The sequence below is a fragment of the Agrobacterium tumefaciens genome (assembly GCF_009649785.1).
Taxonomy (GTDB): domain Bacteria; phylum Pseudomonadota; class Alphaproteobacteria; order Rhizobiales; family Rhizobiaceae; genus Agrobacterium; species Agrobacterium tumefaciens.
This window is the reverse complement of the sequence record NZ_WJOK01000014.1, coordinates 24,446-41,741: the sequence shown is the minus strand read 5'-3', so window position 1 is coordinate 41,741 and position 17,296 is coordinate 24,446. Positions and strand designations below refer to the sequence as shown.

Here is a 17,296-nt window from a genome sequence, read left to right as displayed (position 1 = left end):
ATCGGGAAAAGCGGGTGAAGACTGGAAAGTTGCATCGTCTATTGCCTGATGCCGCAATCTTCTTTTCACGCCAGGGATGTCCGCGGCCGCCACCCGTTCTTGTTTTGCATTATTACTCTGAGCAGCCGTCCAGTATCGTGCCCCTGCTATCTTCAAGCGAGGCGTTGCTGCCTTTCGTGCGCAAAGTGTAGCTATAGTTCGGGTCGATTGCGTTATAAACCGCTCCGGACGCCGATATTGTTTCCGCCATAGGTATCATTTCTTCCATCTGCTGCAGGATCGCGAAGCTTTTTCCATCGGCGCCGTTGACGTAAACTACACGTAGGACTTCGTTCTTGGCGCACGAATAGGACACGGAATCAACAGTTGTTCCCGCTGCTGCGGTCAAATTAGGGAATGCAATGAAGGAGAAAATACTCAGGAGAATTATAGACGATTTTTTCATATTTTTTCTCGGTGCAATTTTGTTTCCCATAATTATATTAGGGTAATTGCAGTTAAAATTGATGATTCGCAAATTTATACTTCAATATTTTTGGGATTATTGTCAATGTGGGCATCGCTAAAGTGATAGCGACGCCCATCATGGAGATATGAAGGTACCACCCCGGCGGCACCACTTTCAGTCGTTCTTTGTTCAGGCAGGAACCGCGTCGTGGTCATCGAGCGCCTCGATGTCCTTGGCGTTGTTATAGACTGCCTCGTCCAGAATGCCTTCACGTTTGGCGACGATGGTGGGCACCAGCGCCTGACCGGCGACGTTGACGGCCGTGCGGCCCATGTCGAGGATCGGGTCGATGGCGAGCAGCAGGCCAACACCTTCGAGCGGCAGGCCGAGCGTCGAGAGCGTCAGCGTCAGCATCACCACGGCACCCGTGAGACCCGCCGTTGCGGCCGAGCCTAGCACCGAGACGAACACGATCAGCACATAGTCCTGAATGCCGAGCGGCACCTGGAAGAACTGGGCGATAAAGATCGCCGAAATCGCCGGATAGATGGCGGCGCAGCCGTCCATCTTGGTGGTGGCGCCGAGCGGCACGGCGAAGGCGGCATATTCGCGTGGCACGCCGAGGCTTTTTTCCGTCACGGTTTCGGTGACGGGCAGGGTGCCGATAGAAGAGCGCGACACGAAGGCGAGTTGGATTGCCGGCCATGCGCCCGCAAAGAAGCGCGATGGCTTCAGGCCATGGGCGAGAAGCAGCGCCGGATAGACCACGAAGAGAACCAGCGCCAGACCGATATAAACGGCCGCCGCGTACCAGCCAAGCTGCGAAAGCGTCGTCCAGCCATATTGGTCAACGGCGCGACCGAGCAGGCCGATGGTGCCAATGGGCGTGAGGCGGATGACCCACCACAGGATCTTGCGCACGATGGCAAGCAGCGACTGGTTGAAGGCAAGGAACGGCTCCGCCGCCTTGCCCGCTTTCAGCGCCGCGACACCAAAGGCAATCGACACCACGAGCAGCTGCAACACGTTGAAGTTCAGCAAGGTGCTAGCGGAACCGTTATTGACCTTGGTCGAGGCCTCGAGGCCGAACACGTTGGCCGGCACGAGACCCTTCAGGAAGTCGAGCCAGGAACCGGTGGAGGAGGGGGCTGCCGCTGCCGTATTGGCAATCGCGGTGTTCACGCCCGGCTGAATGACGAGGCCAAGGACGATGCCGATGACCACGGCGATCAGCGCCGTGATGGCGAACCACAGAAGCGTCTGCCAGACGAGCTTTGCCGCATTGGAGAGGTTCTTGAGATTGGCGATGGAGGCGACGATGGCTGTGAAAATCAGCGGCGGCACCAGCGCGCGCAACAGCTGCACGAAAATGCTGCCGATGGTCTGCAACGTCACGGAAAGCCAGTTCGGGCTGCCGGCGGCATCAGGACCGATATTGCGCGCAACGAGCCCGAGCAGCAGGCCGATGACCATGGCGATCAGAACCTGAAAGCCGAAGTTGCGATAAAAGGGTTTTGACCCGGATGAGCGGGCTGGCGTCGTTGCCTGTGACATGGCTTGTCTCTTTTTTATGCAAGAAAACGAGGATAATGCACTTTTTACACGCATTCTCGAAGGAAGGGACGAAGAATACGCCGATTTCCTCAGCAAATAAGGGATGAGCTTGCGTATTTGTTGCACTGCCGATGCATTATTCTCTTAAGGGGAGATAATGCGGAAAAATATTCCGCTCTATCGTGGCCGTGGGCTTTCACGCGCTCAAAACGATGTAGGCTGAGGCCGTTGCGTCCCACTCCGTCACCCCGGACCAGATCCGGGGTCCATTGCGATCAAGTCCTTGATCGTGGGAGGTTTCTTTCAGGATGCAGACGCGCCGTGGTTGGATGCCGGATCAAGTCCGGCGCGACAAAGGTAGGTTTACGCACTTTACCCGCAGATCAGACCCGTCCTTGTTTTCCTAACCGCAAATCCGGTCTATGACATCATATGCAGGTGATTCCCTTGCCAGATTTCGGGTGCAACGCTTTTACGCCAATGCGATCTAACGGATATCCGCTTCCATGACTGTGCGTTTCGTCCGGCCTTTTTCAGTTGCAGCCTATCTTTCCCGCTATCTCGGTATGGCGGCGCTGGCGCTTTTTCTTGTCGCCGCTGGCATCCACCGTTTCGGACCTTTGACGACGCCCGATCTCGTCGGCCTGCTGATGATAGCCGCTGGAATCGCTTTGGTGGCGATGCTTCTGGCGTTGGTTGGTCTTGAACGGCTATGGACCACGGGTGCGCGCGGCGGCCTTTCTGCGCTTGCCGCGCTGCTGTTGTCGGCGCTGCCGCTCGGCGTCGTCGGTTACGGCGCAGTTCTGTACTGGCAGCAGCCAGAGATTTACGACATCTCCACCGATCTTGCCGATGCGCCGGAATGGCTGGTGCCGCCCGTTGCCAATCAGCAATGGCTGGCAAGACCGGCCACTGTTGCAAAAGCGGACCGGGACGCGCAGGCGGTGGCCTATGCGAGCCTTGCCGGACGCCGTTATGAAGGTGCGATAGACCGCATCTACACCGCCGCCAAAAAAATGGCCGCCGCCCAGAGCATCCGCATTACCCATACCAAAGGCGTCATCGGCACGGTGGAGCCGCCCTCCGTCGGCGTTCCCGAACAGGACAAGTCGCAGCCCACCGAGGAAGCGCCGGTAGAGGACCTGCCCTCCATCGTGCCGGTTCCCATGGCACGGCCGGTCGAGGCACCGCAGCCCACCTTCTTTAACGGCAGCGGCGTGGTGCTGATGCAGGGCGAAAAGCGCACGCGCATCTGGGGCCTGCGTTTCGACATCCTCATCCGCCTGAAAGAGGAGGCGGAAACCACGATCGTCGATGTGCGCGTTGCCTCCCGTTACGGCCCGCACGATCTTGGCATGGGAGCAGCAATCGCAGAAGCCTATCTCGATGCGCTGGATGCGGAAATGCAAGGCCTGAACGACAATTGAGGCTTAGTTTCCTTCTTCGTCATTCCGGCTCAATGCCGGAACGACGGGAAAATGCGATGGTGGTTGAATATTTGAACCGGATATGATGACGCCGATATGAGCGTTGCGCCCACACGCCAGCCTCACGCCGGAAAATATTCCCCCAGCAACGAAGGCGCACCCTCGGTCCGCACCTCGCCCTTTTCAATCAGGTCTTCGATATGGGCCAGTACGGAAAGTGCCGCAGCCCCGTGCAGACGTTTGTCGGTGCTGGCATAGATCACCTTCACCATATCGGCGATCCGCCGGTCGCCTTCCCGGATGCGCTTCAGAACTGCCCGTTCCCGCATGCGGCGGTGGGCGCGAAGCCCGCGCATGAAGGCTGCGGGATCGTTGACCGGGCCGCCATGGCCGGGCAGGAACAGCCGGTCGTCGCGGGCGAGCAGGCGCTCCAGCGAGGCCATGTAATCGCTCATCGACCCATCAGGCGGTGCGACGATGGTGGTGGCCCAGGCCATGACGTGATCGGCGGAAAAGACGATGCCGCTGCCATCAAGTGCGAAAGCGGCGTGGTTGGCGGTGTGCCCCGGCGTGTGCAGCGCCGTCAGCGCCCAGCCGTCGCCGCAAAGGCTCTGCCCGTCGCCAAGTGCCACATCCGGCACGAAAGCCGTATCGGAACTTTCGGCAAAGGGATTGGTCTCACCCACATGCAGTGGCCGGGCGGCGCGGTGCGGGCCTTCCGCAACTGTGATAGCGCCGGTCGCCTGCCGCAGCCGCTGCGCAAGCGGCGAGTGATCGCGATGTGTGTGGCTGACGAAGATATGGGTGACCTCGCGGCCATCAAGCGCCGCCATCAGCGCCTGAAAATGCGCCTCATCCTCCGGGCCGGGATCGATGACGGCAACGGACCGGTCGCCGACGATATAGGAGTTGGTGCCATGGAAGGTAAACGCGGAAGGATTGTTGACGGTGATGCGCTGGATGAGCGGGGCAACGGGAACCGCCTCGCCATAGGCCGGCCTGAAATCGAGATCGAATGCCGGGTCCGCCATCAAGACCTCCTGAAATATGCCATGCCACGCAGAGCCGCAGCCTCAGCCGCGCAATCGCCAAGCCCTAACATGCCATGTCAGGCACGGCATCCAAAAAGCTTGGATTTTGTGAAAAAATAAGCCGTCAGGTCATTGCCGCGTCGGGCAGGCTTTGCTAATCAGGCCCGGTTCAGGCAGCGGCGTTTCGCCCAAGCTGCCCTGTTGGGGCGTCGCCAAGCGGTAAGGCACCGGTTTTTGGTACCGGCATTCCCAGGTTCGAATCCTGGCGCCCCAGCCATCACTTCCAAAATCAGAACAGCGTGCACAGGTGCCGGCGTGCATCTACCAGCCGAGCTATTTCGCTGCGATCCCGGATGTTGTGACGCGCGAAAACCTGTCCTCCGTCATCATCAGCTTTGACCCGAGGATCCACAAGCCGTTGAAATCCATGGATCCTCGCGAAGAGGCCAGGATGACGCGTGTGTGTTAAAGGCCTGCTTAAACAGAAACGCCGCGCATCCAAAGACACGCGGCGTCCAAACTTAAAATCGCGGCTAAACCTTAAAGCGCGATATCGGGAACCTTCTTCACCGGCGCGCCAGCAGGTGCCGCTCCCGCGCCCTTCAGCGCGCCAAGATCGATCTGCGGCGGGGTCGGCAATTGCAGGTGCTCGGCCGTATAGGCCCATTCCTGCTGCACTTTTTCCGGGTCGTCATTGAGCTTGGTGCCGTAGCTCGGAACGATCTGGCGGATCTTGGCCTGCCATTCCGGTGTTGCCACCTTGTCCTTGAAGACCTTTTCCAGAACGCTCAGCATGATCGGTGCGGCCGTGGAGGCGCCAGGGGAGGCGCCGAGCAGACCGGCGATGCTGCCATCCTGCGCGGCGACGATTTCCGTGCCGAGCCTGAGTACACCGCCCTTTTCCTCGTCGCGCTTGATGATCTGCACGCGCTGGCCCGCCTGCCACAGACGCCATTCGCCCTGTTTCGCGTTCGGGAAATATTCCTTCAACGCGGCAAAGCGGTCGTCGTCCGACATCATCAGCTGGCCGGCGAGATATTCCACCAGCGGATATTCATCGATGCCAACGCGCACCATCGGCCAGGCATTGCTTGTCGTGACGGAGGAGACGAGATCGAAATAGGAGCCTTCCTTCAGGAACTTGGTGGAGAAGGTGGCGAAAGGTCCAAACAGGATGACGCGCTTGCCACCAAGCACGCGGGTATCCAGGTGTGGAACCGACATGGGCGGCGAGCCGACCGAGGCCTTGCCGTAGGCCTTGGCCAGATGCTGCATCGTCACGTCAGGATTGTCGTTGATCAGGAACGAGCCACCAACCGGGAAACCGGCGTAATTGTCGCCTTCCGGAATACCGGACATCTGCAACAGATGCAGCGCACCGCCGCCGGCGCCGATGAACACGAATTTCGCATCCACGGTCTGCTCAGCATCGGTCTTCAGGTTGCTATAGGTCACGCGCCAGCTGCCATCGGCATTGCGCTGGATATCGGAAACCTCGCTGTTGACCTGCAGGTCGAAATTCCGGTCGCTTTGCAGATGCGAAACGAACTGGCGGGTGATCTCGCCGAATTCCATGTCGGTGCCGAGCGGAGACCAGGTCGCACCGATCTTCTGGGAAGGATCGCGGCCTTCCATCATCAGCGGCACCCATTTCTTAAGCTGCTCGGGGTCGCTGGAATATTCCATGCCGGCAAAAAGCGGGCTTGCCTTCAGCGCCTGGTAGCGCTTTTCGAGATAGGCGATGTTCTCATCGCCCCAGACGAAGCTCATATGCGGCGTGTGGTTGATGAAGGAGCGCGGGTTCTTCAAAACGCCGTTACGTACCTGCCATGCCCAGAACTGCCGGGAAATCTGGAAGGATTCGTTGATGTTGACGGCTTGGCTGATCTTGATGTTGCCGTTGTCGTCTTCCGGCGTGTAGTTCAGCTCGGCAAGCGCGGAATGGCCGGTGCCGGCATTGTTCCAGCCGTTGGAGCTTTCAAGCGCCACGCCGTCCAGCCGCTCGAGCATCTGCATCGACCAGGTTGGCTCCAGTTCACGCAGCCACACGCCGAGCGTCGCGCTCATGATGCCGCCACCGATCAGAAGCACGTCGACCTTCTTGGTAGCCGTATTGGCGAGAAGCGAGGATGTCGGCAGCGCTGTCGCTGCAAGCCCTGCGAGCGCAGTGCCGAGAACCTGTCTGCGGTTCATTGGAAGCGCATGGGAGGGAAGCGCGTCTGAGGAAAGATCAGTGAGCTGGGATTTGTCTTGATCGATGGGAGTCACGGCCATACCTGATTCTTGTTTTGTGTTAAAAACACTCCTCCCAGCCGCCCCGTTACAGCAAAGCCGAAACAGGCACAACCCTGACTTATTCACTCCAGTTCAAGCGCTTTTGCGGGGATTTTGCCGGGACATAAGGTCGCATTGGCAGTTTTTGCCATTTTGCGGATTGTCATTTTTGTGGTCGCGAGGATTAGACGGTGCTTTCAAACGGTTGAAAGTGTCTCAAGCGCGAATATCGCGAAAAAGCCGTCAATTCGGCGTTTGCCGCGCTTGGCGGATCAGGTTGCGCTGGTCCGTGTGAAAAAAATTCAGGAAAAATGAGAATAATCGCAAAAAAGTGAAAAGGCCCGCCGGTTAGGGCAGGCCTTGGCTCGTTTCGTCAGCTGGACGAAAACTCAGTTTGCGGCGAGGAATTCCGCGCAATAGCTCGGGCCGTTGACGCCGGGGCGGTCGGAAACCGTGCGTACCGAAGTGATCGTGTAGTCGCTGGAGACGGTGAGCTGAACCGTGCAGGAGAGCGAGGCGGTGCGGGCGGGCGAAATCTGGCGACCCTTCTTGCCGTCCTTGCCTTCTTCGAACTTGGCCGGAATGGTGGCCTTCTTGTAACCGCCGCGCCAGTTATAGATGGTCGAGCTGCCGGTTTCCGTGTCGCTCAGCGGCGGGCCGAATTTTGCAAAGAAAATACCTGCGGACTGACCGACCCACCGCGTTTCAACGGGGCTCTTCTGGGTGAAGGAAGGGGCAGAGCCCGTCGATGTCGTACAGGCGGAGAGCGCAATGGCGAGCCCTGCGAGCGTTACGCTGCGAAATAGCATGGTGAAATGTCCTTTGTGCCGTGTCCGGCTTCCCGCCGGTCATTACGTTCCCCTAGCAGATTTGGCGGCGACGGGCAGGGGAGCTGTGCCGCTTGACGAAAATTTCCTGCCACAATTGCTTTTTTGTAACGTTTTCCCACACGCCGCCCGGTGCGGCAGGCACTTGGCGACCGCCCTTCGCAGCGCGTTGAAAACTTGTCACAAAAAATGCAATATGCCGCTTGTCGAATGCTGGAGGCTGGTCTATAGAAGCGCCGCTGGTCACGGAGTGTAGCGCAGTCTGGTAGCGCACGTCGTTCGGGACGACGGGGTCGGAGGTTCGAATCCTCTCACTCCGACCAGCTTAAGCCCAATATTTCCCGGGGCTTTCAAATGATCCCAACACTTCTGAAAATCCTTGGATCATGGCATCGTACGGAGACCTGACCGTTTAAAACCGGACGGGTAAACGCATTCGGCGTCCGCGGCTGCAAATCACGACTTTGGTGATTGCACGGAATGTCAATTTCTCCTCCTCGCCAACGGGAGAATGAGCAAAACGCAAACAAGAGCCGTCGGCCAGAAGTCGGTTAAACCATCCCAGGACCAATTCCAGAAGTAATAACCTTCCAGATGGGGAGGAGGCATTTCTACGGACACCTCGTAGTCCCGCTTTTCCCGGCCATGAAAATGACCGGCGGCGAAGGCCAGCCCGATTATCCACGCCATTCGCCAGCTAACGAGCAGGCGAAACAGAACGGCGACAATCGCCGCCATGATGACGGCCTCTAGAATGTGCCCCGCCCAATCCCAATGGTCTTGAATGTAGGTCCAGTCGATCATCGGTAGCGGTAATCACCGCGCCAGTCGCGACGATCACGCCAATCCCTCCGGTCGCGCCAGTCGCGACGGTCATAGTCACGGTAGTGGCGATCGCGTTCATAGGTGCGGTAGTACACGCCTGTCGTATAATATCCGCCGCTACGGTAGCCCCGATCATCGACACAGCCACTTAGGATGCCCACCGAAACCAGGCAGATCGCTGCAGTCAGAATTTTCATAATCTTCATCTCCCAATGACGGACACTAACGTGCGCTGAACCACGCAGTTCCATTGCTGAGAGAGTGAGGTGTCGGTCATTAACCAAGCCTGAACACAGCGCCATGATGCTTGCCATCTTCTGGGCTCTGCCAAGCGTCGAAAACTTGATGCGTTTGACGTTATCGACCGCGATGAACCCGTCGTCAGCGCAGTCGCAGGGAACGCAACTGCGCCTCAACCGTTATCCCACCACAACAACGATGGAGGATAACATGCTAAAAGGTATTGCACTGTGGGCGATGGGTGTTCCGATTTTTGTGATCATCCTGCTTTACATGTTCGTGTTTTAAACGAGGCCTGATCCAAAGGCTTTCAAACAAAAAGGCGACCGCTTGGGCGGTCGCCTTTTTGTTGTGTGCGCGTGTCTGTCAGTCCAGATCGCTGATCAGCCGTGAGGCTGTCGCGCCATCCGTGCGGCGGATGTCGATCTCGTCGCGGTGCTTGGCCAGCAGTTCGCTTGCCAGAAGCTTCTCGGCCAGATGGGCGGGCAGGGAGAGAATGACGCGGTCACCCTGTTCTTCCGTTGCGCCAACGCTGCGTTTGCCGGCAATCATGCCACCCGCCACCGTGTTGTTGGTGTCGGGGTCGATCAGGATGAAGGAGCCGGTTGCCCGGTTCTGCTCATAGGCATCGAAGATTGCCGTCTCGTCGAAGGAGAGCCGCACCTTGCCGATGGCGTTCATCGGCAGCGATGTCTCGTGCGCCTGCCATTCGCCTTCTTTCAGGTTGAGCTGGCTGACCGGCTGCACGCTGACGCGCTGGCGGCGGCTGCCGCTCTTCAGCCAGTAACGTTTGCCGGCCTCGATGCCACCCGGCTGCAACGCCACGATCTGCGCGTCGAAGGCAAGCCCTGTCTGCGGTTGTGCCTCGATGGACACGATCATGTCGCCGCGCGAGACGTCCACCTGACGGTCGAGAACGAGCGTGACCGCGTCACCAGCAACGGCGGCGTTACGCACCAGATCGAAAGTGACGATCTGCTTTACATTCGCGACCATGCCCGACGGCAGCACGACAACGCTATCGCCCGGCTTGACCGAGCCGCCGGCAACCGTGCCCTGATAACCGCGGAAACTTTCGCCGGGGCGCGACACGCGCTGTACGGGGAAGCGGAAACCACCCGATTGCGCCGAGCGCACCGTGGCAAGCTCCAGCGTTTCGACCAGCGTCGGGCCTTCATACCAGGGCATGGAGGCCTTGCCTGATAGCACGACGTTTTCGCCCTTCAGCGCCGACATTGGAATGGCTGTGATCTGCTTGATGCCGAGGTCAGAGGCGAAATCGCGGAATTCGTGGGCGATCAGTTCAAAACCTGCCTTGTCGTAATTCGTCAGGTCGATCTTGTTGATGGCCAGCACGAATTGCCGGATGCCCATCAGCGCCGCGATGGTGGCGTGTCGGCGTGTCTGTTCCAGAATGCCGGTGCGCGCATCGACCAAAAGCACGGCGAGATCGGCCGTGGAAGCGCCGGTCGCCATGTTACGGGTATATTGCTCATGGCCGGGCGTGTCGGCCACGATGAAGGCGCGCCGGTCGGTTGAGAAATAGCGATAAGCGACATCGATGGTGATGCCCTGTTCGCGCTCTGCCTGCAAACCGTCGAGCAGCAGCGCGAAATCGGGCAGGCCGAGATCGTTCTGCTTGCCGCTATCGCGGTGCAGGGTGGCGGCCTGATCTTCCTTGACGGCCTTGGTGTCCCACAGGAGACGGCCGATCAGGGTCGATTTGCCATCATCCACGCTGCCGCAGGTGATGAGACGAAGCGGGCGCGTATCACGCGTCGCCTTCGAATGTTCGGCAAAGGGCAGGATGGTGGCCGTGGAGGCGGTGTTGGTAGCAGCGGCGGTCATCAGAAATAGCCCTCGCGCTTCTTCTTCTCCATCGAGCCGGACTGGTCTCGATCGATGGCGCGGCCCTGCCGCTCGGAAACGGTGGCGATTTCCAGCTCTGCGATGACCTCCTGAAGCGTCGCCGCCTCGGAGTGGATCGCGCCGGTCAGCGGGAAGCAGCCGAGCGTGCGGAAGCGGATCGAGCCGTGCTGGATCTCTTCGCCGGGCAGCAGCTCCAGCCGCTCGTCTTCGGCAAGGATCATCATGCCGTCACGCTCGATATAGGGGCGCTCGGCGGCGTAATAGAGCGGCACCAGCGGAATGTTTTCCGCCTCGATGTAACGCCAGATATCGACTTCGGTCCAGTTGGAGAGCGGGAAGGCGCGCACGCTTTCACCCTTGCGGACCATGCCGTTATAGATGTTCCACAGCTCAGGGCGCTGGTTGCGCGGGTCCCATTTGTGGTCCGGCGTGCGGAAGGAATAGATGCGCTCCTTGGCGCGGCTTGCTTCCTCGTCGCGGCGCGCACCGCCGAAGGCGGCATCGAACTGACCGGCGTCCAGCGCCTGGCGCAGCGCTTCCGTCTTCATGATGTCGGTGTAGAGCGCCGAACCGTGGGTGAAGGGCGTCACGTTTTCGCTCGCGCCGCGCGGGTTTGTGTAGGAGATGAGATCGAGGTCATATTCCTTGACGATCTTGTCGCGGAATTCGATCATTTCCTTGAATTTCCAGCCCGTATTGACGTGCAGCAGCGGGAAGGGCACGCGGCCTGGGAAGAATGCCTTGCGCGCCAAATGCAGCAGCACGGACGAATCCTTGCCGATGGAATAGAGCATCACGGGATTGTCGAATTCGGCGGCGACTTCGCGGAAGATATGAATGGCTTCGTTTTCAAGCGCCTTCAGATGCGGATCGAGCGGCGGCTTGGATGCGACAGTATTCTTGCTGTCCGTCTCGTGGACTGCGTTGGACATTTTAAACTCCGGAACTGGTCTGAATGATTATCGTTGTGGGATGGCGGAAATGGCGGACGTCTGGTCCGCACCGGCGACGTGAAGACCGCATTCGCGCTTCTCGTCGTTTTCCCACCACCATCGTCCGGCGCGCTCAGGCTCGCCGGGCTTGATAGCGCGTGTACACGGCTCGCAGCCGATGGAGGGGTAACCACGCGCATGCAACGGATTGACGGGAATGTTTTCAGAAGCGACATAGGCCTTGATCTGGTCGATGTCCCAGTCCGCCAAGGCATTGACCTTGATCAGATTACGCTCAGCGTCGAATTCGGCAAAAGGCGTGGTCGCACGATTGCCCGACTGGCCGCGGCGGAGCCCGGTGATCCAGAAGGTGGCACCTTCCAGCGCCTTGCCGAGCGGGATCAGCTTTCTGACATGACAGCAGGCGTGACGGGCCTCGATGCTTTCGTAAAAACCGTTGAGGCCGTATTTTTCGGCATAGGCGTCGATATCGTCCTGTTCGGGCCGAAAGCGACGGATGTCGATGCCGAAGCGTTCCTCGGTTTCCTCGATGAGATCGACGGTTTCCTTGAAGAGCCGGCCGGTTTCCAGCGTCACGACGTCGATCGGCAACCGGTGGGTGCCGATGGCCGCCGTGATGACCTGGTCCTCGATGCCGAGGCTGGTGGTGAAGACCGCACGGCCGCCAAGACCGGCGATAAAGGAAAGTCGTCCCGCAAGATCGAGCCCGGCAAGCGTGGCGTCGAGGGATGCGGTATCGGCAGAGGCATTTGCTGAATTGATCGTCATTGTCACGTCCGGGATTTCCATGGCCGATTATTGTTGAAATCGGGCCTCTGGAACAGAAATGACAGTCTTTGTGCGCTGCACTTCAGAGCAAAAATGCCTCACGCGCACGATCTATGAGCAAAAGATGCCCGTTCACCTTCTTTGCAGCTTGGATTTGAATTGTGACAACTTCTGCGCTAAGCCGGAATTGCCGGGTATCCGGGCTTGTGTTCTACTGGTTTCACGATGATTTCGCAGAAGGCAAAATATGCGCTGAGGGCGCTTCTTTCGCTGGCAAAGGCCGACGGCGGCTGTCCTGTGCAAATTTCCGATATTGCCCGCGAACAGGCCATTCCGAAAAAATTCCTTGAACAGATCCTTCTCGAAATGAAGAAGGAACGCATCGTCGAAAGCAGGCGCGGCAAGCAGGGCGGTTATTTGCTGGCGCGCCCGGCTGCCGATATCACCTTCGGCGAGGTGCTGCGCCTCATCGACGGGCCGCTGGCTCCCTTGCCCTGCCTGTCGCAGACCGCCTATCGCCGGTGCGAGGATTGCGATGGCGAAAAGCAGTGCGAAATACGCCACGTCTTCGCCCGCGTGGCCGATGCCACCCGCAATATCCTTTTCAACACCACCGTTGCGGATGCCGTTGCAGGCGTGGAAGTGCCCGAACTTTTGACGGCCTGACGAAAAAATCGTCTAAAACACCTGAATATTTTTCGCCGTAACGCCAAAAAATCGTCAAAAATGTGAAACGGTTTTGCATTCAGCAAAGTTTTACACGACGCTTGTTGCGCCTTTCGCCTATGCTGCGCTGTATTTGTTGCCCGTGGAAACGCTCTCGGGAAACACTTTTTCGATCGTATTCGGCCTCATTGACCAACTCTACCGGTCCAGTAGAGTTAAGCCATCTTCATCAGGAGGGAATACCGATGTCCAAGCTTCTGTCCGGTTTGAGCGTTTTCGCTCTCGGTCTATCGCTGGCTCTGGGAGGTGTCGGCTCGGCTGCCGCGCAGACCAAGCTGCTTAACGTGTCCTATGATCCGACCCGCGAACTCTACAAGGATTTCAACGAAGCCTTCGCCAAGAAGTGGAAGGCCGATACCGGTGAGGATGTCACGATCCAGCAGTCGCATGGCGGCTCCGGCAAGCAGGCTCGCTCGGTCATCGACGGTCTGGAAGCCGATGTGGTGACGCTGGCGCTGCAGAGCGATATCGATGCCATCGTCCAGAATTCCGGCAAGATCAACAAGGACTGGCGCGGCCGCCTGCCGCATAATTCCTCGCCCTACACCTCCACCATCGTGTTCCTCGTCCGCAAGGGCAACCCGAAGGGAATCCATAACTGGGGCGATCTGGTAAAGGGCGACGTACAGATCGTTACCCCGAACCCCAAGACCTCTGGTGGCGCACGCTGGAATTACCTTGCCGCCTGGGCATGGGCGAATGAAGAGTTCAAGGGCGACCAGGACAAGATCAAGGCCTATGTCGGCGAACTCTACAAGCGCGCTCCGGTGCTCGATACCGGTGCCCGCGGCTCCACGGTCACATTTGCGCAGCGCCAGATCGGCGACGTGCTGCTGGCCTGGGAAAACGAAGCCTATCTGGCCGGTCAGGAATTCGGCGCGGATGCCTTCGACATTATCGTGCCGCCGATCTCGATCCTCGCCGAGCCGCCGGTCGCCGTGGTTGATGCGAACGTCGACGCCAAGGGCACCCGCAAGGCGGCGGAAGCCTATCTGCAATATCTCTATTCCGACGAAGGTCAGAACATTGCGGCGAAGCACTTCTATCGTCCTTCGAACCCCGCAGTTGTCTCCAAGGATCTGCTGAAGCAGCTGCCCGACATCAAGCTCGTCACCATCGACGATCCGCAGTTTGGCGGTTGGGCCAAGGCGCAGCCTGAACATTTCGGTGACGGCGGCATCTTCGACCAGATTTACAAGCCCGCCAAGTAAGCGGATGATGGGCTGAAGACAAATCCGCCCACCCCGCTTAAGGGAACTTGAAAAACGACAAATCGATCGACCGGACACCGTGCCGGTCGATCCTTTATAACAAGGCCGGGGAACACCGGCTCCCAGAGAGCATTTCCAGGAAAAGTGGACCCCGGTTTTCTGTCCGGAAATGTGCCAAACTAAAGATTATCCGGAGCGTTGATGAGCAATAATACATCCGGAAACAGGTGGAAGTGGCGTCAATCGAGCGTGATACCAGGCTTCGGCCTGACGTTCGGTTACACGGTCGTCTATCTGTTTCTCATCATTCTTATTCCGCTCGGCGGCCTCATCTGGTCCACGGCGAAACTTGGTTTTGCAGATTTTATTGCGATCGCTGTCGATAGCCGTACGCTGAATGCGCTGCGCGTCAGTTTCGGCACCGCCTTCATCGCCGCACTGGTGAACGCTGTTTTTGGCGTCATCGTCGCCTGGGTTCTCACGCGGTATCGTTTTCCCGGCCGGCGTTTCGTTGATGCCATCGTGGATCTGCCCTTTGCCCTTCCGACGGCGGTTGCCGGCATCGCGCTCACCACGCTTTATGCCAATCGCGGCTGGGTTGGCTCGCTGTTCGAACCCTTCGGCATCAAGATCGCTTTTACGCCGACCGGTATCGTCATCGCGCTGATCTTCATCGGCCTGCCATTCGTGGTCCGCACCGTGCAGCCGGTCATGGAAGAAATAGACCGGCAGGTGGAGGAGGTGGCGGCAACGCTCGGCGCTAACCGTTTCCAGACAATCAGCCGAGTGCTGCTGCCAAGCCTCACGCCCGCCATCCTGACGGGCTTCGCACTCGCCTTCGCGCGCGGTATCGGAGAGTACGGCTCGGTCATCTTCATCGCCGGCAATATTCCCTACGTCTCGGAAATCGCACCGCTCCTCATCGTCATCCGGCTGGAGGAGTTCAATTATGCGGGCGCGACGGCCATCGCCACCATCATGCTGATCATTTCCTTCGCCATGCTGTTCCTCATCAATCTCATTCAGGCCTGGAGCCGCAAGAGGTACGGTTATGTCTGATGCTTCCCGCACCTCGTCCCGACCGTTCCGCGATCCCGCCAGCGAGAGCCTGCCTGCCCGGCTGGTGCTGATTGCCATTGCCTTCCTGTTCCTTGCGGCTTTCCTCGTGCTGCCGCTGGTATCGGTGTTCTTCGAGGCATTTCGCAAAGGCGCCGATGCCTTCTGGGAAGCGATCGTCGAGCCGGATGCACTCTCCGCCATCCGTCTGACACTGCTTGTCGCCGCCATTTCGGTGCCGCTCAACCTTATCTTCGGTGTCGCCGCCGCCTGGGCGATTGCGAAATTCGAGTTCAAGGGCAAGGCATTCCTGATAACGCTGATCGACCTGCCGTTCTCGATCTCGCCGGTCATATCGGGTCTGGTCTATGTCATCCTGTTCTCTTCGCACAGCGTGCTCGGGCCATGGCTGAAGAGTTATGGCATCGAAATCCTCTTTGCTGTTCCGGGCATCGTGCTAGCCACCATCTTCGTCACCTTTCCCTTCGTCGCGCGTGAACTGATCCCGCTGATGCAGGAGCAGGGCAATGGCGATGAGGAGGCGGCGATCTCGCTTGGCGCAACCGGCTGGCAGACCTTCTGGTATGTCACGCTGCCGAATATCAAATGGGGACTGCTGTACGGGGTGCTGCTCTGCAACGCCCGCGCCATGGGCGAGTTCGGCGCCGTCTCTGTCGTATCAGGCCATATTCGCGGCGAGACCAACACCATGCCGCTGCATGTCGAGATACTCTATAATGAGTACAATATCGGCGCGGCCTTCGCGGTGGCGACGCTGCTGGCTGGTCTGGCGCTCGTGACGCTCGTTCTCAAAACCATTCTCGAAATACGCTTTGGCGCGGGCAACGCAGCCGGCAAGCATTGAAAGGCATATTCATGGAAGTGAAAGTTTCCGGCATCACCAAGCAGTTTGATCGCTTTCCGGCGCTGAACGACGTGTCGCTCGACATTCGTTCCGGCGAGCTGATCGCGCTGCTCGGTCCCTCCGGTTCCGGCAAGACGACGCTGCTGCGCCTCATCGCCGGCCTGGAGCAGCCGACCCAAGGCCGCATCTTCTTCGGCGATGAGGATGCCTCGCACCGCTCGGTGCAGGAGCGCAATGTCGGTTTTGTGTTTCAGCACTACGCCCTGTTCCGCCACATGACGGTTGCCGACAACATCGCCTTCGGCCTGAAGGTGCGCCCTTCCGCCTCCCGCCCGCCGAAAGCGGAAATCCGCAGGCGAGTTTCGGAGCTTCTGGACATGGTGCATCTGACCGGCCTCGAAAAGCGCTACCCGACCCAGCTTTCCGGCGGCCAGCGCCAGCGCGTGGCGCTGGCTCGCGCAGTTGCCATCGAGCCGAAAGTGCTGCTGCTCGATGAACCCTTCGGCGCACTCGATGCCAAGGTGCGCAAGGAACTGCGCCGCTGGCTGCGCGAATTCCACGACCGCACGGGCCACACCACCGTCTTCGTTACCCACGATCAGGAAGAAGCACTGGAACTGGCCGACCGCGTCGTCGTCATGAGCCAGGGCAAGATCGAACAGGTCGGCACGGCGGATGACGTCTACGACACGCCCAATTCCCCGTTCGTCTTCTCCTTCATCGGCGAATCCTCCAGCCTGCCGGTGACGATCCGCGACGGCCAGGTGGTGTTTCAAGGCGAGAGCATCGGCGTCGCCGAAAGTGGCGCAGGTGAGGGCGAGCTGTTCTTCCGTCCGGAAGATGTGGTGCTGACCGACGAGAAAAACGCGCTTTACGGCAAGGTTACCACCTGTCGCCGCCTCGCCGGCACCCGCATCGCCGAAATCGACATCGCCAATAACGGCCATGACCCCTATCACCTCGAAATCGAGGTGCCGCTCAACGCCGCCGTGGCGGTAGGTGCCGAACTGCGGTTTCGTCCGACCCGGTGGAAGGTGTTTGGCAAGAAGTAGGGGAGATGCGGCTGCGATTGGCAGCTGGCGGTTCCCGGTAATACTGGCCTTGAGCCGGCATCCAGCCAGCCCAAACACTTGGTCTGGCTGGATCTCTGTGACAAGCACAGAGATGAGGGAACCGGGTAAACGCGCGATCACCCCAGAAACGGAAAAGGGTCGCCAGAGGC

The 17,296-nt window shown here is 59.1% G+C and carries 17 protein-coding genes and 2 tRNA genes; 9 read left to right on the top strand and 10 right to left on the bottom strand.

The annotated features are described in order from the left end of the window. Window positions 1-112 precede the first annotated feature (112 nt). Both GH784_RS15970 and GH784_RS15965 read right to left on the bottom strand, forming a co-directional pair. On the bottom strand, window positions 113-445 hold the full coding sequence (locus tag GH784_RS15970) for an MliC family protein (RefSeq protein WP_041694318.1): 333 nt from the start codon (window positions 443-445) through the stop codon (window positions 113-115). Between the two features lie 192 nt (window positions 446-637). Beyond that, window positions 638-2,002, bottom strand: a complete 1,365-nt coding sequence (locus GH784_RS15965) for a dicarboxylate/amino acid:cation symporter (RefSeq protein WP_065702719.1) — start codon at window positions 2,000-2,002, stop codon at window positions 638-640. 506 nt (window positions 2,003-2,508) lie between these two features. Here GH784_RS15965 and GH784_RS15960 point away from each other — a divergent pair. Further along, window positions 2,509-3,429: a DUF1499 domain-containing protein gene (locus tag GH784_RS15960; protein ID WP_065702716.1), complete on the top strand. Its 921-nt coding sequence runs from the start codon at window positions 2,509-2,511 to the stop codon at window positions 3,427-3,429. Between the two features lie 122 nt (window positions 3,430-3,551). On the opposite strand, the gene GH784_RS15955 is transcribed toward GH784_RS15960, so the two are convergent. After that, on the bottom strand, window positions 3,552-4,460 hold the full coding sequence (locus GH784_RS15955) for an MBL fold metallo-hydrolase (protein WP_065702714.1): 909 nt from the start codon (window positions 4,458-4,460) through the stop codon (window positions 3,552-3,554). Between the two features lie 202 nt (window positions 4,461-4,662). On the opposite strand from GH784_RS15955, the gene GH784_RS15950 reads away from it, so the two are divergent. Further along, window positions 4,663-4,737 (top strand) — tRNA-Gln (locus tag GH784_RS15950). A 263-nt stretch (window positions 4,738-5,000) separates the two neighbouring features. Here GH784_RS15950 and mqo read toward each other — a convergent pair. Further along, window positions 5,001-6,734, bottom strand: coding sequence for a malate dehydrogenase (quinone) (gene mqo, locus GH784_RS15945; protein WP_065702713.1), 1,734 nt, complete (start codon window positions 6,732-6,734; stop codon window positions 5,001-5,003). Between the two features lie 389 nt (window positions 6,735-7,123). Continuing rightward, window positions 7,124-7,543, bottom strand: a complete 420-nt coding sequence (locus GH784_RS15940) for a hypothetical protein (protein WP_003511854.1) — start codon at window positions 7,541-7,543, stop codon at window positions 7,124-7,126. A 264-nt stretch (window positions 7,544-7,807) separates the two neighbouring features. Here GH784_RS15940 and GH784_RS15935 point away from each other — a divergent pair. Beyond that, window positions 7,808-7,884 (top strand) — tRNA-Pro (locus tag GH784_RS15935). A 160-nt stretch (window positions 7,885-8,044) separates the two neighbouring features. Here GH784_RS15935 and GH784_RS15930 read toward each other — a convergent pair. Next, a complete protein-coding gene (locus GH784_RS15930) occupies window positions 8,045-8,365 on the bottom strand; it encodes a hypothetical protein (protein ID WP_065702712.1) in 321 nt (106 codons plus the stop codon). Continuing rightward, window positions 8,362-8,583, bottom strand: a complete 222-nt coding sequence (locus tag GH784_RS15925; RefSeq protein WP_003511857.1) for a hypothetical protein — start codon at window positions 8,581-8,583, stop codon at window positions 8,362-8,364. Before GH784_RS15925 ends, GH784_RS15930 begins: the two co-directional genes overlap by 4 nt. 103 nt (window positions 8,584-8,686) lie before the next feature. On the opposite strand from GH784_RS15925, the gene GH784_RS15920 reads away from it, so the two are divergent. Continuing rightward, complete coding sequence (locus tag GH784_RS15920) at window positions 8,687-8,914, top strand: hypothetical protein (protein ID WP_065702709.1); 228 nt, start codon at window positions 8,687-8,689, stop codon at window positions 8,912-8,914. A 78-nt stretch (window positions 8,915-8,992) separates the two neighbouring features. Here the strand turns inward: GH784_RS15920 and cysN are convergent, their stop codons facing one another. Genes cysN through GH784_RS15905 form a run of 3 tightly spaced genes read right to left on the bottom strand, consistent with a single transcriptional unit; the run spans window position 8,993 to window position 12,237 of the window. After that, a complete protein-coding gene (gene cysN, locus GH784_RS15915; protein ID WP_003511861.1) occupies window positions 8,993-10,474 on the bottom strand; it encodes a sulfate adenylyltransferase subunit CysN in 1,482 nt (493 codons plus the stop codon). Next, window positions 10,474-11,427 carry a sulfate adenylyltransferase subunit CysD gene (cysD, locus tag GH784_RS15910; RefSeq protein WP_003511863.1) on the bottom strand — a complete coding sequence of 318 codons (954 nt, stop codon included), beginning with the start codon at window positions 11,425-11,427 and terminating at the stop codon, window positions 10,474-10,476. The genes cysN and cysD overlap by 1 nt, the downstream gene beginning before the upstream one ends. 27 nt (window positions 11,428-11,454) lie before the next feature. Next, complete coding sequence (locus GH784_RS15905) at window positions 11,455-12,237, bottom strand: phosphoadenylyl-sulfate reductase (RefSeq protein ID WP_013635643.1); 783 nt, start codon at window positions 12,235-12,237, stop codon at window positions 11,455-11,457. 204 nt (window positions 12,238-12,441) lie between these two features. Here GH784_RS15905 and GH784_RS15900 point away from each other — a divergent pair, with 204 nt between their 5' ends. The 5 genes from GH784_RS15900 (at window position 12,442) to GH784_RS15880 (ending at window position 17,126) form a co-directional block, all read left to right on the top strand. Next, the gene (locus GH784_RS15900) at window positions 12,442-12,882 is read left to right on the top strand and encodes an RrF2 family transcriptional regulator (protein ID WP_025592702.1); all 441 of its coding nucleotides are present in this window, start codon (window positions 12,442-12,444) and stop codon (window positions 12,880-12,882) included. 245 nt (window positions 12,883-13,127) lie between these two features. Beyond that, complete coding sequence (locus tag GH784_RS15895) at window positions 13,128-14,153, top strand: sulfate ABC transporter substrate-binding protein (RefSeq protein ID WP_003511869.1); 1,026 nt, start codon at window positions 13,128-13,130, stop codon at window positions 14,151-14,153. Between the two features lie 201 nt (window positions 14,154-14,354). After that, a complete protein-coding gene (cysT, locus tag GH784_RS15890) occupies window positions 14,355-15,212 on the top strand; it encodes a sulfate ABC transporter permease subunit CysT (protein WP_025592705.1) in 858 nt (285 codons plus the stop codon). Then, a complete protein-coding gene (gene cysW / locus GH784_RS15885; RefSeq protein ID WP_003511871.1) occupies window positions 15,205-16,074 on the top strand; it encodes a sulfate ABC transporter permease subunit CysW in 870 nt (289 codons plus the stop codon). Before cysT ends, cysW begins: the two co-directional genes overlap by 8 nt. An 11-nt stretch (window positions 16,075-16,085) precedes the next feature. Beyond that, window positions 16,086-17,126, top strand: a complete 1,041-nt coding sequence (locus GH784_RS15880) for a sulfate/molybdate ABC transporter ATP-binding protein (RefSeq protein ID WP_019564159.1) — start codon at window positions 16,086-16,088, stop codon at window positions 17,124-17,126. The last annotated feature ends 170 nt before the right edge of the window (window positions 17,127-17,296 follow it).